This window comes from Lysobacter daejeonensis GH1-9 (genome assembly GCF_000768355.1).
In the GTDB taxonomy this organism is placed as follows: Bacteria; Pseudomonadota; Gammaproteobacteria; order Xanthomonadales; family Xanthomonadaceae; genus Aerolutibacter; species Aerolutibacter daejeonensis.
In genome coordinates this window covers 1-15325 of record NZ_AVPU01000021.1, presented here as the reverse complement: position 1 = coordinate 15325, position 15325 = coordinate 1, and the positions used below count along the sequence as shown (strand labels likewise).

Genomic DNA, 15325 nt, shown 5'->3' with positions numbered 1-15325 from the left:
CGACGGCGCCAGCGTGCTCCCTATCCCCCGACCCCAGATTGATCGGAATCAAATTCAGGCGCGGCCTTCACACCCTCTTGACGCAGATCAACCAGAGTTCCGGTCAGGTGCGGCGGGGAATTGCGCCCCACGCTTGCCCATGCCTCGGCTGCGGACGCTGTCCCGGACGTCAACCTCGAACTCGACTTCCAGATCGCCGCCCTGCTCCACCGGGAGTCGCACCACCAACCCATCACGGCAAGGCAGTCGTGCGACATAGGGCTCCAGCTCGCCGCGCGGCAGACTGAAAGCCCATCCGCCGGGCGCTGCAAACAAGGCAGGCTCCCCGGCCTCGACCATGCGCAACTGGTGGTGGGCCATGTTTCCCGGCAGGCGGGTCAGGTTCTCCACCGTCTCGCCATCCAGAAGTCGCGCCAGTTCTGCCTCGCTGATCCTGATGCGCAGGGCCTGACCCTGCATCTGCACTTTCATGGGGCTGCGGCCTCCCACTGCTGGGGCGTATTGCAGTTGACCAGCTCCGCAAGATGTTCGGTCGGTGCCGGGATGAATTCGCCCCCCAGCGCCTCATGCAGGGCGCGCAGCGAACGTCTTGCTGCTGGATCGTCCACCAGGCGTGCGATGGCCGTGCGGCAACGGTCATCCAGCCGCAAGCGCATCGGCAGGATGTGGTCGCGGTAAGCGACACAGGCGGTCGCGTCCTGGCTCGCCAGCAACTGGAGCAACGCGGGCGTCAGAAGTGGCATGTCAACCGGCACGACCACCAGCACGCCATCAGGCATCGCCTGGACCACGCTGGCCAGGCCACCCAGCGGGCCCAGCCCCGGTTCCGCATCGGGAATGCCCGCGCACTCGGGGTAATGGCCACTGACGATGACGTTGGCAGCGCCGGCGGTCCGCAGCGTGGCACATGCATGTGCCAGCAGGGTCTGCCCGCGCCATGCCAGGTGCGCCTTGTCGCGCCCCATGCGCGACGATCGCCCGCCGGCGAGGAGGACGCCGGTCCAGGGATCAGGCTCAGTGCCCGTGGTTTCCATGGCCGTGGTCGCATCCTTCGTGGCCGTGCGCGGTCTGGGGCACCGACTCAGCCGGAGTTTCGGCAGCGGCATCGGTTCCGCAGAGCGAGCATCCCTCGCTCCACACGCTGTCGCCGTCCTCGTAGTGCTCCTGCTTCCAGATCGGACTGGTGTGCTTCACCGCCTCGATCACCTGCCGGCACGCACGAAACGCCTCGTCGCGGTGGGGCGTACCCGCGGCCACGACCACCGCGAGGTCGCCCACCGCAAGGCGTCCCTTGGCGTGGGCGATGTAAAGCTTGAGTTTCGGGCCGAATTCATTGTCAGCACGGGCCGCAATCTCGCTGAAACCGTTCAAGGCCAGCGGCACGAACATGTCATAGCTGACGCCAGTGACCACGCGCCCATGGTTCAGGTCGCGCACCCGCCCCACGAACATGGCGATGCCGCCGAACCCGGGATCCGAGACGAAATCCAATGCGGCCGCCGGATCGAGCGGGCCTTCGGCAATGTCGACAACCGCGCAGTGATGCCGGTCCATGCTCAACCTCCACTGACCGGCGGCAACACCGCCATGCGGGCATCGGCCGGCAGCGGATCCGCTTCGCGAAGCACCGTGGTCTCGCTGGCGAAGGCCGACCGGCGCAACAGCGCCGGGCTGAAACCCTGCCAATGCGCGTTGCCGTACTGCTCCAGCGCTTGCCGCAGGTCCGCCACGCGCGCGCCGTCCGGCACGTCAACCACCACCTGGGCGCCCGCATCGAAACTGCGGAAGACGCCAAACAGGCTCACCTGCACTTTCATGCCTGCACCTCGTCCATCAGCGGGGCCTCCAGGTGCCCCAGTCCGTACACTTCGACCAGATCGCCAGCCTCAGGGGCCTCGGCCTCCTCCGGCACGACAATCCAGGCGTTCGCCGCCAGCAGCGGCATGATGCGGAACGATTCCTGGCCGGGCAGCACCCGTGCCTGCAGGCGGCCGGTCTCATCGACAGCGACCCGCCCCTTGAGATGGAAACGCAACGGCGCCCGCTTGCGGTACGCCGCGGCCAACGGCACGCGCAACGGCCGCTCTGGCGCAATGCCGGTAAGCGCGCGCAACGACGGTTCGACAAAGAAGCGCAGACCCACTGCGCTCGATACCGGATTGCCCGGCAGGCCGAAGTACAACTGCCCGCCAGCGAGCCGTCCGAACAGCAGCGGCTTGCCCGGACGGATCCGCACCTTGTGGAAATGGAGCGTGGCACCTACTCCGCGCAATGCATCGGGCACGAAGTCGTAGCGCCCCATGGACACCGCGCCGGTGCTGAGCACCACGTCGGCCCCGGCATCCAGTGCGCGCTCGAGCGCGGACAGGAACGCCGCCGGATCGTCGCTCACCGTTTCGCGGAACACCACGTCCGCGCCTGCGGCAATGACACGGGCCGCGAGAAATGGACCATTACTGTTGCGGATTTCGCCCGACGCCAAGGGCTGTGCCGGGTCGTCCACCAGTTCACGCCCGGTGGTGATCACGGCCACCAGCGGTCGCCGCACGACGCTGACCGACTGCACGCCCAGAGCCGCCAGCACCATCAGGTGCTGTGGGCCCAGTCGCGTGCCGGCTTCCAGCACCTCCGTGCCACGCATCACGTCCTCGCCGCGCCGACGCACATGCTGCCCGGCCTCCACGTCAGCTGTCAGGCAGATGCGCACGGGACGCCCATCGGCATCGCGCGCGAGCACCTCAACCTGCTCCACGGGCGCGACTGCGTCCAGACCTTCAGGCATGCGCGCACCCGTCATGATCTCCCAGGCGCCATGCACGGCCTCGACGCGCGCATCCCCCGCGGCCTGCGCGCCGGCAACATCGAATTCGGTGCCGGTGCGCAGCGTGGCGCCACCCACGTGCAACGCAAAGCCGTCCATCGCGGAATTGTCGAATGGAGGCAGGTATTCGTCGCTGGCGATCGACTCGGCCAGCACGTGGCCCAGTGCGTGCTCAGGCGCACAGCGCAGTGTCTCCAGACGCGCGGACTCGCGCAGGATGATTTCCAGCGCTTCGCTGTAGCCGATCATGCGTGGGGCTCGCCGTCGACCATCGCCAGCGCGTGCGCCAGCAACGGGGACAGGATGTCCATGCCCTGCTGCGCGGCGCGTGGGCTGCCTGGCAACGCGAACACCAGCATGCGCCCCACCTGCACCACGTCGGCGCGGCTGAGCCATGCCAGTGGGGTGTGTTTCGCACTCTCGCTGCGGAACATCTCGGCCAGCCCCTCGACACGGCGGTCGGCGACCAGACGCAATGCCTCGGGCGTGACGTCATGCGGCCCAAGTCCGGTGCCGCCCGTGCACAGGCAGATGCGGACCCCATGCGCGGCCAGCGAACGCAGCCGCTCGGCCAGGGGGTCGATGCCATCCGGCAGCACTTCAATGTGATCGACACTGGCGCCCAGCTTGCGCAGCCCTTCCACCAGCACGGGACCGGAGCGGTCCTCGTACTCGCCGCGGCTGGCACGGTCGCTGAGCGTGATCACCGCGCAGGGCACGCCATGCAAGCGCACCATGTCGCGCGGCCGGTAATGGTCGCGCTCGGCATCGCTCATGCCGTCGGGATGCAACCACAGGCCACTCTTGCCGCCTTCCTTGAACAACAGGCGGATACCGTCGATGCCCAACGCCGGTTCCACCGGCTTGCTCAGGTCGTACAGCGTGAGCAGCGCCGCGTTCACGCCGGCCAGCGCTTCCATCTCGACGCCGGTGCGGGCTTCGGTCGCGCATTCGCAGTACACGCGGATGGCATGCCGCTCGGGCACGGGCTCACAGCGCACGCGCACCAGCTCCAGCGGCAGCGGGTGACACAGCGGCATCAGCGCCGACGCCAGCTTCGCGCCCTGCAGCCCGGCCACCTCGGCCATCACCAGCGCGTCGCCCTTGGGCAGGCGTCGCTCCACGATCAGCGGGTAGGCCACGGGCCCGGCCTTCAGTTCGCCCACTGCCACCGCGCGCCGTCGCGTGGGGCGCTTGTTGCGGATGTCGGCCATGTGGAAAGCCGCGGCACGGTCCGTCGTCATTGTTCGCTCATCCTCCAATCGATGCCAGGTGCGGGGTGATCCCCGTCTGACCCTGGTGCAGGCCGTGACCGGCCGCCTTGAGTCCCAGTTGGGTGGCGATGCGCGCCACCAGTCCGTCATGGTCCGCGTCGGACTGCAGCAGGGGCCGCAGCGCGATGCCGAAATCGCCGAACAGGCACAGCCGCAGGTCGCCACGCGCGGTGACGCGCAGCCGGTTGCAGCCGGCACAGAAATCCTTCGAATACGGGGCGATGACGCCAATGCGTCCGCGGTAGTCCGGGTGCGTGTACTCACGCGCGGGCCCCGCATCCGGCGCACGGGGCCGCAACGACCACCCCGCTATCAGCAACTGCTGCTCCAGCGTCTCTGCGCGCACGTGGTGCCGCTCGAAATACGCCCTGTTGTCACCGGTCCGCATCAGCTCGATGAAACGGATGGCGACGTCCCGCTCGCGCAGGTAGTCGCACCACGCCGGCAGTTCGTCGTCGTTGAGGCCGCGCAGCAGCACGGCGTTGAGCTTGACCGAGTCAAAGCCCAGGCCGAGCGCGATCTCCACGCCTTCGGTGACTTCGGCGAAACGGTCGTGACCGGTGATCGCGTGGAACCGCTGGGGGTCCAGGCTGTCCAGGCTGACGTTCAACGCGGTCAGCCCCGCCTCTCGCCAGGTACGAATGTGGCGCGGCAGCAGGCAGCCGTTGGTGGTGATCGCCACCTTGCGGATACCGGGCACGGCCGAGACCGCGGCGATGATCGACGGCAGGTCCTTGCGCAGGCTGGGCTCACCGCCGGTCAGGCGGAGCTTGCTCATGCCCAGCGCCGCGAAGCCGCGCACCAGGCGCTCGATCTCATCCAGCGCAAGGAACTTGGGCCGCCCATCGGCCTGGTAGCCGTCGGGCAGGCAATAGCTGCACCGGTAGTTGCAGGCCTCCGTCAATGAAAGACGCAGGTACGGGAACGCCCGCCCGAAGCCGTCAACGAGGGTCTGCATGTTGTCACTCCAGTCCGATACAGGGAGGTCGGACCGTTTCCCGTCCGACCCGGTGACCCCCGCGCAAGCGCGGAAACCACGGCCCGGTTGCCATACCCACGGGGGCACAGGCGGCCGGGCTTGGAGATGTCACGGGGGCAAGCCCCCGCTTGATGAATAGCTTAGTCCCTTACAACGTGAGTGCGCTTGATTGCGGTCAAGCCAGACAGGTTTACCGGGGTCCAGACAGCTGGGGCAGCGCCTCTCGGCCGGGCAGGCATGCTAGCGTCGCGCCACTCCACGATGGCCACCAGAAAGCCCCATGAGCCTCGCCACGTTCCACGACCTCCTCGACGCCGCCCGCCGCCAACCCGAGCCACAACGCCTGTTGTTCGTGTTCGCGCGCGTGGACCTGCCCGAACACGCCACCGACGACCAGCGCCAGCGCTTTGAGCAGCGCGAGGGGGGAACGATCTCTCCCTGCCTGTGCGTGGACAAGGCTCCGGCCGAGATCGCCAGTTTCGATGCGCTCGCCGCCGAGTCGACCACGACCGGACAGAACTGGGACATCGTCTTCGTCGGCAGCCTCGCCGGGCGGGCGGGCATAGCCCCGAGCACCGACGAGGCCGCACAACCATTGCGTTTCATGGTCAACGCCATCAACAACGGTCGCGTGTCGGACTTCGCCGCCTTCGATCGAAACGGCGAGGTCCTGCAGTTCGGCTGACGCTCAGCGCAGCAGCGGCAATCCCAGGAAGAACACCAGCAGCACGGTGTTGATTGCCCAGGCCACGGTCAGCGCGCGGGCCAGCACCCCGTAGCGCGGATCGCGGGCATGCGGCGCCGCGCGCCACACGGCCATCACGATCCAGGCGGTGTAGACCAGCAGGAAGGCCAGCAGGCCCAAGGTGGCGCCGGCCATGTCGCCGCGGTTCATGAGCCATAGCACCGCGATCCACAGCAGGTTGCTGGGAATCACGCCGTAGAGCCAGAACACCTTCCACAGCGAACCGTGGTCGGACGAATGCGTCGCATGCGATGCGTGCATGACCCTGTACCTCAGACGGTAGGTGGCACCGAGCATAGCACCGCGCCCAGGGGCAGCAGCGAGACGGCGGGCCCACCGGCCGTCGCGCGCCTATGCGACACTTCGCCGATGACACTCGTTCTCGTTTCCGCCCTGTTCTACCTGCTCGCCACCGGCCTGCTTGTCACCAGCCTGCATGGGGATCGCACCCGGTCACGACTCTGGGCATGGCCGGCCGTGGTCGCGCTTGCCGCGCACGGGTTGGTGCATGCGCACGCCTGGCAGGACAGCGGTGGGACCGACATGCACTTCTTCGCGGCCCTCTCGCTGGTCGGGCTGGGCATGGCCTTGCTGACCACGCTGGTGGGGCTGGGCGGACGCATGGCCGCGCTGGGCGTGGTGGTGTACCCCCTGGCTTCGACCATGCTGCTGCTCTGCGCGGCCAAGGGCCACGGCACGACCTCGGGCGCGCCACTGGACTGGCGCCTGCAACTGCATGCGTGGCTGGCCCTCCTGGCCTACGCCACGCTCGCCGTCGCCGCGCTGCTGGCCATCATGCTGTGGCTGCAGGAACGCGCCCTGCGCCGCCGCGAATTCCATCGCTGGCTGCGTGCCCTGCCGCCGCTGGTTGAACTGGAAACGCTGCTGTTCCGCACCATCAGCGCGGGCTTCGTTCTGCTTACCGCGACGCTGCTGACCGGCATGCTGTTCGTCCAAAACCTGCTGGCCCAGCACCTGGTGCACAAGACGGTGCTCAGCGTGCTGTCGTGGTTGACCTTCGGCGCGCTGCTGGTCGGGCGCTGGCGCTACGGCTGGCGCGGGGCGACGGCCGTGCGCTGGACACTGGCCGCCATGGCACTGCTGGTGCTGGCGTTCTTCGGCAGCAAATTCATGCTGGAACTGGTGCTGCGCCGGGGCAGCTGACGCTGCCCATCCTCCGCTCCGGACCCGAGTTTCATGTAGCTGAACGTTGCTTCAGCAGGTCGCGACTGCAAATGTACTTGCATTGACAAATATCGTGCTTGCACATAGTGTGCGCGCATGAACCAAGACATTTCCTGCAGCGGCTCCACGCTTGGCCTGCTATTCCGGCAGGTGCGCGATGCCATGTGGGCGCAGATGGAGCGGGAACTGGCCGCGGCTGGTTACGACCTCACCTTCAGCCAGTACGTGACCCTCAAGGAACTGGCGAACGGCCCGGCCGGCGTGACCGAACTGGCACGCGTGGCCCAACTGCATCCGGGCGCGATGACCCGCCTGCTGGATCGGCTGGAGGAGCGCGGCATCGTCCAGCGCGTCGCCGACCCCGCTGATCGCCGCGCCTGGCGCATCCACATGACCGAGGCCGGCCAATCACTCTGGACCAATGTCAGTCATTGCGGTCACCGCGTGCGCGAGCAGGCCATGCGCGGCATGAGCGACGACGACCGCGAACGCCTCACCACCCTGCTGACCCAAGTCCGCGACAACCTCACCCCCTCGGGTTCCTGACCATGACCTCCCCCTCCCGCTCCCGTCGCTGGACCGCGGCGGCTTTGCCGATGGCGCTGTTCACCGTCCTCGCCACCGGGTGCGCCAGCACGCACGGCCTCGCACCGTCGGGCGCACCTACGGATGCCGACACGCTGTCGGCCCAGCAGAGCCTGGGCGATGCCGCGCGCGCCGACGCCACCTTTCCCCGCCGGAACTGGTGGACCGCGCTGGGCGACCGCCAACTCGATGGCCTGATCGACGAAGCCCTCCGCGGCACCCCGTCGCTGGAGGTGGCCGACGCGCGGGTGCGCCAGGCCCAGGCCCAGGCCGGCCTGGCCGATGCCGCGCGCAAGCCGTCGTTGTCCGCCAGCGCCCAGTACGCCGGTTTGCGGATCCCGGAGACCATCGCCCCCGAGCCGCTCGGCGGCGATTACAGCGGCGTCGGCATCGTCGGCCTCAACCTCAAGCACAGCTTCGACCTGTGGGGCGGCCATCGAGCCAAGTGGGAAGCGGCCGTTGGCCAGGCCCGTGCGGCCGAGGTCGATGCGCAGGCCGCGCGCCTGACGCTCTCGTCGCAGATCGCCAGTGCCTACGTGGGGCTGGCGCAGGCCTTCGAGGCGCAGGACGTGGCGAACGCCGAGCAGGCCCGCGCCGAGCACCTGCTCGCGTTGGGCCAGCAGCGGGTCCAGGCCGGGCTGGACAACCGCATGCAGGTGCGCGTGGCCGAAAGCGCCGTCGCCGCCGCACGCCAGCAGGGCGAAGCCGCCAGCCACCAGATCGAAGCGCAGCGCCACGCCATTGCCGCGCTGCTTGGCCAGGGGCCCGATCGCGGCCTGGCCATCGCCCGCCCGGAACTGTTGAAGGCACCTGCGCCAGCCGTGCCCGCCGTGATGTCCAGCGAACTGCTGGGGCACCGCCCCGACGTGGTCGCGGCGCGCTGGCGCGTGGAAGCAGCGCAGCACGGCATCAAGGCCAGCAAGGCCGAGTTCTATCCCACCATCAACCTCAGCGCGATGGTCGGCCTCGCCGCCGGCAACCTCGCCGACCTGTTCTCGAGTCAGGCGCTGTTGCTGCAGGGTGGCCCCGCGATCAGCCTACCGATCTTCGATGGCGGCCGCCTGCGCAGTCAGCTGGCGCGCAGCGATGCCGACTACGACCTCGCCGTCGCGCAGTACAACGGCAACCTGAGTACGGCGCTGCGCGAAGTGGCCGATGCCGTCTCCGGCGCCCGCTCGCTGGACGCGCAGATCGCCTCGGTCACGCAGGCGCGCGATGCCGCCCAGTCGGCGTGGACGCTGGCCAACAGCCGCTACCGCGCGGGCCTGGGCACGCAGCTTGACGTGCTGGCGGCGCAGCGGCCGCTGCTGCAGGCCGACCAGCAACTGGCGGCCTTGCGCGCGCAACGTTCGCTGGCCGCCATCGAGCTGTACCGCGCACTGGGTGGCGGGCTCGAACTCGCCTCGCCGACCACCGCCTCCACCTCTTCCGCTCCGTGACGCCGCGGCATTCGCGCCCGGCACTTCAAGGCCCCACGCCATGACCACCGAACTCAACCCCAACGCCAACGCACCTGTCGCGGCCGCCAACGGCAAGCGCAAGCGCGCCCTGCTGATTCTGCTGGCCGTCATCGTGCTTGCCGGCCTCGCGTCCCTCGCGTGGTACCTGCTGGTCGCGCGTTGGCACGAAACCACCGACGACGCCTATGTGCAGGGCAACGTCGTGGCCATCACCCCGCAGACCACGGGCACCGTGGTTGCCATCGGCGTGGACGACGGCATGAAGGTGACCGCCGGCCAGACCCTCGTGCAGCTCGACCCGAGTGATGCGCAGGTGGCCTACGAGCAGGCCACGGCCAACCTCGCCAACACCGTGCGCCAGGTGCGCGGCCTCTACAGCGCCGTGGATGCCGGACAGGCCGACCTGAGCGTCCGCCAGGTGGCGGTGCAGAAGGCGCGCGCCGACGTTCAGCGCCGCGAAGGGCTGGTCGCCACCGGTGCCGTCTCCGCCGAAGAGCTGGCGCATGCGCGCGAGGAACTGGCCTCCGCCGCAGCGGCGCTGTCCGCCTCGCGTGGCCAGCTGTCGCGCAACCGCGCGCTGGTCGATGCCACCTCGCTGCGCAAGCAGCCGCAGGTGCAGTCCGCGGCCGCGCAATTGCGCCAGGCCTACCTCAACCTGCAGCGCGCGGCGATCGTCGCGCCAGTCTCCGGCTACGTCGCCAAGCGCAACGTGCAGCTCGGCCAGCGCGTGCAGCCCGGCGCCGCGCTGATGACCATCGTTCCGCTGGAACAGGTCTGGGTGGAAGCCAACTTCAAGGAAACCCAGCTGGCGCACATGCGCATCGGCCAGCCGGTGGACGTGCACGCCGACCTGTACGGCGACGACGTGGCCTTCGAAGGCAAGCTGGTCAGCCTCGGGCTGGGCACCGGTAGCGCGTTCTCGCTGCTGCCGGCGCAGAACGCCAGCGGCAACTGGATCAAGATCGTGCAGCGCGTGCCGGTGCGCATCGAGCTGGATCCGGCACAGGTGGCCAAGCACCCGCTGCGCCTGGGCCTGAGCATGCACGTGGACATCAGCATCCGCGACCAGAAGGGCGCCGTGCTCGCCTCCGCCCAGCCGGCCGAGCCGGTGCTGGCCACGCAGGCCTACGCCAAGCAGCTCAGCGATGCGGATGCGTTGATCGAGGACGTGATCCGCCACAACCTGCCCGGCGCGAACCACGGCTGATCGCACGATGAGCGCGCAAGACACCACGGCCGGCGACAACGCTGGCGCGGCGCCCAACGCCGCCGCGACCGGGCCGTTCCGCCCGGCGAACATGGCGCTGACGACGCTGGGCCTGGCACTTGCATCGTTCATGCAGGTGCTGGACACCACCATCGCCAACGTGTCGCTGCCCACCATCTCCGGCAACCTCGGCGGCAGCAGCAGCCAGGCCACGTGGGTGATCACGTCATTCGCGGTGAGCATGGCCATCGCGCTGCCGCTCACCGGCTTCCTGACGCGCCGCTACGGTGAGCGCAAGTTGTTCGTCTGGTCCACGCTGCTGTTCGTGCTGGCCTCGCTGCTGTGCGGCCTGGCCAACAGCATGGGCCTGCTGGTCGCCGCGCGTGCGCTGCAGGGCTTCGTTGCCGGGCCGATGTACCCGGTCACGCAGGCGCTGCTGATCTCCATCTATCCACCGCACAAGCGCGGGCAGGCCTTGGCGTTGCTGGCGATGGTCACCGTGGTCGCGCCTATCGCGGGCCCGATTCTTGGTGGCTGGATCACCGACAATTACAGCTGGGAATGGATCTTCTTCATCAACGTTCCGCTTGGCATCTTCTCCAGCTTCGTCGTGGGCCGGCAGCTGAAGGGCCGGCCGGAACGGCTGGAAAAGCCGAAGATGGACTACGTGGGCCTGGCCACGCTGGTGCTGGGCGTGGGCGCGCTGCAGGTGCTGCTGGACTTGGGCAATGACGAGGACTGGTTCAACTCACCCACCATCGTGGTGCTGGCGATTGTTGCCGCCGTGTCACTGGCGGTGTTCCTGATCTGGGAACTCACCGAGAAGGACCCCATCGTCAACCTGCGCCTGTTCCGCCACCGCAACTTCGCGGCCGGCACGCTGGCGATGGTGATCGCGTACTCGGCGTTCTTCGCGGTGGGCCTGATGGTCCCGTTGTGGTTGCAGCGCAACCTGGGCTACACCGCGATCTGGGCGGGCTACGCCAGTGCCCCGATCGGCATCCTACCGGTGCTCCTGACACCGTTCGTGGGCCTGTACGCGGCACGGTTCGACCTGCGCATGGTGGCCAGCCTGGCGTTCGTGGCCCTGGCGGTCACCAGCTTCATCCGCGCCGGCTTCAACCTGGACGTGGACTTCAACCACGTCGCCATGGTGCAGCTGTGGCAGGGCCTGGGCGTGGCGCTGTTCTTCATGCCGGTGCTGACCATCCTGCTGTCGGACCTGGAACCACATGAGATCGCGGCGGGCTCTGGCCTGGCCACGTTCGTGCGCACGCTGGGCGGCAGCTTCGCCGCCTCGCTGACCACGTGGGCATGGACGCAGCGCAGCACCATCCACCACGCGCAATTGACTGAACACGTCAGCGCCACCGACCCCGCCATCCAGCAGACCGTGGCCACGCTGGGTCAGGGCGATGTGCAACGCGGCGCGATGCTGCTGGACAAGATGATTGCGCAGCAGGCGTGGCAGATCGGCTTCAACGAGATCTTCCACTTCCTCGGCATCGCTTTCCTGGTGGTGATCGTGTTCGTGTGGTTGGCCAAGCCGCCGTTCACGGCGAAGGCCGGTGGTGGCGCGGCGGCGGGCGGGCACTGAGCCCGCCAGGCGCCACGGCACGCGCATGACGCCACGGTCCGCAACCGGCATGGGCCTTGCAGCGAAGATGTGTGGGTCGATAACTCAACCCGCGCTCCTACCGAAGCAGCATCAACAACCCGCCGGTGACGGCAAGCGCGACCGTCCATCCGTGGCGCAGCGCGGCGCTGCCAAGTAGGCCGGGATGCAAGGTGACGCCGCGGCACACGCCAGTGGCGATGACGCCAGTCGTGGCCAGCATGGCCGCCATGTGGACACCGACGGCCGCCAATGCGAGGACCAGGGAGCCGGAGGCGGTGATCGCGCGCGCCGGCAGGTCGCTCATGCACAGCGGCACCAGCGCCGGCACCAGCATCAACCCCGCACCGTGAGCGGTGGCCATCAGGCAGGACCAGAGCGCGATGCCGGCGTGACCGGCGCGCGTGCTGATGCGGTTGCCGACGTGATGGCTGGCCTTGTGCTGCCCGGCGCCACGCAGCCAGCGGCACAAAGCCATGCCAATGAGCAACGCGCCGGCCAGGCTCTGTACCAGCCTGCGGTCCGGCAAGATGCCCTGCGCAACGGCGCAAACCACGATCGCGACCGATGCGACGTGCCCGATCGCGATGGGCAGCAGCGCCAGCCTCACCTGTGCACGTCGCTCCCATGCACAGCCGCGCGCACGCACGCCCCATGCGACGGCGAACATCCAGCCGTTCGCCGGGCTCAATCCATGCAGGGCGCCGAGCCCGGCGACGGCCAGCCATGGCCACAACGTGTCCACGACGCATCCCCCGACCGGACGCCACAACTCACGCTTTCGGCGCGCAGCAGGCAGTCGCCGCCTTCGCTGGCGTTTCGTAGCGATCGTGGTGGCGCACCCACGCCATCGGATAATCAAGGCCATCCTCATCGCGGCCCTTGGGCGTGAGATCCAGCAGGCCGTAGGTGTGCATCATCACCTCCACGCCGCGGCCGTAGCGCGAGTAGGTATGGAAGACATCGCCCGCGTCGTTGCGGTGGAATACGCTGATCCCCGGCGCCTCCTCGTGCGGAAAGGGCTGCCGGACGTAGTTGTAGTCCACCTTGCCACTGGACATCTCGTCCTGGGTGAAATTGACGCCGAAGTCATGGTTGAAGTCGGTGTCATGCGAGGACACCCACTTGAACTTCCACCCCATGCGCTGGCGGAAGCGTTCGATGTCGGCGAGCGGCGCACGCGAGACGACGAGCAGCGTGACGTCGCGCTGCGCCAGGTGGATGTTGGCGCCGTCGTTGTGATCTGCCATGTAGGAGCAGCTCTTGCAACCCTGCTCCCAGCCCGGCGCGAACATGAAGTGCTGCACCAGCAGCTGGCCGCGACCTTCGAACAGCTCGGCGAGGCTGCGCTGACCATCCAGCGTATCGAAGACGTAGTCCTTCTCGACGCGCACCCACGGCAGCGCGCGGCGCTCGCGAGCGACCTGGTCCTGCAGGCGGGTGAGTTCCTTCTCGCGTGCCAACAGCGTCTTGCGTGCGGCTAGCCACCGGTCCTTCGACACGACGGAATGATCGACGGCATTCAGTTCAGAAATTGCGATGTTCATGTGTGTGCTCCTCGGGCCCTATGGGCCATGGTGGTGAACGCACGGGCCTGCCCTACAGTGGCAACGCGCGCCCGTCTCCGGTGGTCAGACCGGATTGGGAATGGGGTGACAGGGACCGCTTCGTGCCCGCTTCGCGCCTGCCTTGCGGCGCAGCGCGCGGGCGTCAGCGCAATCGCTGGAGTGGACTTGCGCAGCTCAGGTCGAAACTACACATCGCATCATGGCCTCGCTCCCTTCGACCGCCGCACGGCGCGAATCTTTCCGCTCGATCCGCCGCCGCAATAGAACAGGTCGCCGCCGTCCGACTCGAGCCCACTGACGCCGATGCCGGGCGGCATCTCGAGCCGTTCGAGCACCGTGCCGCTGTCTGGGTCGATGTGGCGCAGTTCGCTCTCGTCGCCTTCCCAGGTACCGTGCCACAGTTCACCGTCGACCCAGCTCACGCCGGTGACGAAGCGGTTGGACTCGATCGTGCGCAGGACCGCGCCGGTGGCGGGATCGACCCGGTGGATCTTGCGATCGCGGTACTGCCCTACCCACAGGCTGCCCTCGGCCCACGCCAGACCGGAGTCGCCGCCTTCGCCCGGCGCGGGGATCGAAGCAACGACATCGCCGGTGGCGGGATCGATCTTGTCGATGCGTGCTTCGGCGATCTGATAGAGGTGCTTTCCGTCGAACGCGGTGCCGGCGTGCCCGGCGCAATCGAGCGTGCGCGTGACCTCGCCGCTGTCGGGGTCGAGGGCGATCACCATGGATCCGGTGGCGGCCCACACGCGTTGGCCATCGTGGGTGACGCCGTTGATGTTCGCGGCGCCGACGAACGGGCCGTACTCGCGCACGATTTCTGCAGCGCGTGCCGGTACCTGCCCGGTCGTCTCGTCAGCCATGTCTTGGGTACGGGTCATCGCCTGGCTCCTCCGGGCGCTCACCTGTGGCGCCGCAGGAACAATCTACTCAAGCGGCAGCGCGGCCGGGAGTAACAAGATCGTCGTGAATCCAACCAGCGGCGGCGCCAGCCAGCGCTGCGCGCGCGCGCGACCGACTGAGCGCACCTGTCCGGCTGCCTCGAGCTCGACGAGCTCACGCTGGACCGTGCGCTGACTGGCCCCGAGCGCCAGTGCGAGGGCCGAGGTCGACCAGGCCGCGCCATCGGCGAGCAGCGCCAGCAGCGACGCCTGGTCGCCGTCGATGGGCGGCATCAGCACGGCGACGGCACGCCCATCGCGCGGTGCCAATGCGAAACCATGCGTGCTGGCCTCGATATCCACCAATGGCGCCACCAGCGCGCGCAGGCGGCCGATCTCGACGCGCAGGCGCGCGCGGTGCGTCTCGTCGGGGTGGTGGATACGGAATACACGCGCAATAAGAACGTTGCGGTCGACGTCGGCGGGCCAGCGTTCCGCGAGCGCACGCAGCAGCGCGAACAACACCGGTCGTCGCGCCAGCGGTAGCCACCGGTCACCGGCGCGCAGGCCGTGACGGCAGGCATCGACCACCAGCGCGCCCGAGACCAGCAGCGCTTCGACCTCGTCCACGCGCAACGGCTGCTCATGGCCAGCGTGGATGCGCCGGGCGGCGCAACGATCGAGCGCCGCACGCGCCTCGTCCACTTCGGCGAGCAGCGCGGGCACGCGTGCGCGTTCGGCCGCGTCGAAGGCCCGGCCGAGCGCCACTCGTGCCGCCGCCGTGCGCAGCGAGCGCAACGCCACTTCGGCGGCGGCGAGCTCGGCCACCGCCACCAGCGACGGCGGCACACCGGACGTATCGAGGCCGGCCAGTGAGGACGTGGCCTCATCGAGGCGGCCGAGCAGGAGCAGTCGGCGCACCGCGATCAGACGCGCTTGCAGCGCGTTGGCGTGATCGGCACGCGCCTGGAGTACGGCCGCGGCCTGCGCGAGCGCGAGCGC

At 68.7% G+C, this 15325-nt stretch carries 18 protein-coding genes and 1 riboswitch; of the genes, 6 read left to right on the top strand and 12 right to left on the bottom strand.

What is annotated here, in order from left to right; genetic code table 11:
* Positions 1 to 87: 87 nt before the first annotated feature.
* From N800_RS11370 to moaA, 7 genes are all read right to left on the bottom strand, one after another.
* A complete protein-coding gene (locus tag N800_RS11370) occupies positions 88 to 471 on the bottom strand; it encodes a hypothetical protein (protein WP_052108183.1) in 384 nt (127 codons plus the stop codon).
* Complete coding sequence (gene mobA, locus N800_RS11365; protein ID WP_036138560.1) at positions 468 to 1034, bottom strand: molybdenum cofactor guanylyltransferase; 567 nt, start codon at positions 1032 to 1034, stop codon at positions 468 to 470. Before mobA ends, N800_RS11370 begins: the two co-directional genes overlap by 4 nt.
* Complete coding sequence (locus tag N800_RS11360; protein WP_084087561.1) at positions 1015 to 1554, bottom strand: molybdenum cofactor biosynthesis protein MoaE; 540 nt, start codon at positions 1552 to 1554, stop codon at positions 1015 to 1017. Before N800_RS11360 ends, mobA begins: the two co-directional genes overlap by 20 nt.
* A gap of 2 nt (positions 1555 to 1556) precedes the next feature.
* Positions 1557 to 1817, bottom strand: a complete 261-nt coding sequence (locus tag N800_RS11355; RefSeq protein WP_036138557.1) for a MoaD/ThiS family protein — start codon at positions 1815 to 1817, stop codon at positions 1557 to 1559.
* Positions 1814 to 3070: a molybdopterin molybdotransferase MoeA gene (locus N800_RS11350; RefSeq protein ID WP_036138554.1), complete on the bottom strand. Its 1257-nt coding sequence runs from the start codon at positions 3068 to 3070 to the stop codon at positions 1814 to 1816. The genes N800_RS11355 and N800_RS11350 overlap by 4 nt, the downstream gene beginning before the upstream one ends.
* The gene (moaCB, locus tag N800_RS11345; RefSeq protein ID WP_036138552.1) at positions 3067 to 4065 is read right to left on the bottom strand and encodes a bifunctional molybdenum cofactor biosynthesis protein MoaC/MoaB; all 999 of its coding nucleotides are present in this window, start codon (positions 4063 to 4065) and stop codon (positions 3067 to 3069) included. Before moaCB ends, N800_RS11350 begins: the two co-directional genes overlap by 4 nt.
* A gap of 7 nt (positions 4066 to 4072) precedes the next feature.
* Positions 4073 to 5053: a GTP 3',8-cyclase MoaA gene (gene moaA, locus N800_RS11340; protein WP_036138551.1), complete on the bottom strand. Its 981-nt coding sequence runs from the start codon at positions 5051 to 5053 to the stop codon at positions 4073 to 4075.
* Positions 5045 to 5191: riboswitch (molybdenum cofactor riboswitch) on the bottom strand. (Overlaps the previous gene by 9 nt.)
* Positions 5192 to 5354: 163 nt before the next feature.
* On the opposite strand from moaA, the gene N800_RS11335 reads away from it, so the two are divergent.
* On the top strand, positions 5355 to 5759 hold the full coding sequence (locus tag N800_RS11335) for a hypothetical protein (RefSeq protein ID WP_036138548.1): 405 nt from the start codon (positions 5355 to 5357) through the stop codon (positions 5757 to 5759).
* Positions 5760 to 5762: 3 nt separating this feature from the next.
* Here the strand turns inward: N800_RS11335 and N800_RS11330 are convergent, their stop codons facing one another.
* Complete coding sequence (locus N800_RS11330; protein WP_036138545.1) at positions 5763 to 6080, bottom strand: hypothetical protein; 318 nt, start codon at positions 6078 to 6080, stop codon at positions 5763 to 5765.
* A gap of 108 nt (positions 6081 to 6188) precedes the next feature.
* On the opposite strand from N800_RS11330, the gene N800_RS11325 reads away from it, so the two are divergent.
* From N800_RS11325 to N800_RS11305, 5 genes are all read left to right on the top strand, one after another.
* Positions 6189 to 6983, top strand: a complete 795-nt coding sequence (locus N800_RS11325; RefSeq protein WP_036138543.1) for a cytochrome C assembly family protein — start codon at positions 6189 to 6191, stop codon at positions 6981 to 6983.
* A gap of 117 nt (positions 6984 to 7100) precedes the next feature.
* Complete coding sequence (locus N800_RS11320) at positions 7101 to 7550, top strand: MarR family winged helix-turn-helix transcriptional regulator (RefSeq protein WP_052108182.1); 450 nt, start codon at positions 7101 to 7103, stop codon at positions 7548 to 7550.
* Between the two features lie 2 nt (positions 7551 to 7552).
* Positions 7553 to 9028: an efflux transporter outer membrane subunit gene (locus tag N800_RS11315; protein WP_036138540.1), complete on the top strand. Its 1476-nt coding sequence runs from the start codon at positions 7553 to 7555 to the stop codon at positions 9026 to 9028.
* Between the two features lie 40 nt (positions 9029 to 9068).
* Positions 9069 to 10256 carry an HlyD/EmrA/EmrK family protein gene (locus N800_RS11310; protein ID WP_036138537.1) on the top strand — a complete coding sequence of 396 codons (1188 nt, stop codon included), beginning with the start codon at positions 9069 to 9071 and terminating at the stop codon, positions 10254 to 10256.
* Between the two features lie 7 nt (positions 10257 to 10263).
* Positions 10264 to 11853, top strand: coding sequence for a DHA2 family efflux MFS transporter permease subunit (locus tag N800_RS11305; RefSeq protein ID WP_036138535.1), 1590 nt, complete (start codon positions 10264 to 10266; stop codon positions 11851 to 11853).
* A gap of 97 nt (positions 11854 to 11950) precedes the next feature.
* On the opposite strand, the gene N800_RS11300 is transcribed toward N800_RS11305, so the two are convergent.
* The 4 genes from N800_RS11300 to N800_RS16110 form a co-directional block, all read right to left on the bottom strand.
* A complete protein-coding gene (locus N800_RS11300) occupies positions 11951 to 12481 on the bottom strand; it encodes a hypothetical protein (RefSeq protein WP_198032534.1) in 531 nt (176 codons plus the stop codon).
* Positions 12482 to 12644: 163 nt separating this feature from the next.
* Positions 12645 to 13418 (bottom strand): DUF899 domain-containing protein, encoded by a 774-nt coding sequence (locus N800_RS11295; RefSeq protein ID WP_036138530.1) that lies wholly within the window; start codon positions 13416 to 13418, stop codon positions 12645 to 12647.
* Positions 13419 to 13636: 218 nt separating this feature from the next.
* Entirely contained in the window at positions 13637 to 14305 is a 669-nt protein-coding gene (locus N800_RS11290) for a Vgb family protein (protein ID WP_052108181.1), read from the bottom strand.
* A gap of 63 nt (positions 14306 to 14368) precedes the next feature.
* Positions 14369 to 15325: hypothetical protein (locus tag N800_RS16110; protein ID WP_036138527.1), on the bottom strand; the 957-nt coding region annotated here is incomplete at its 5' end.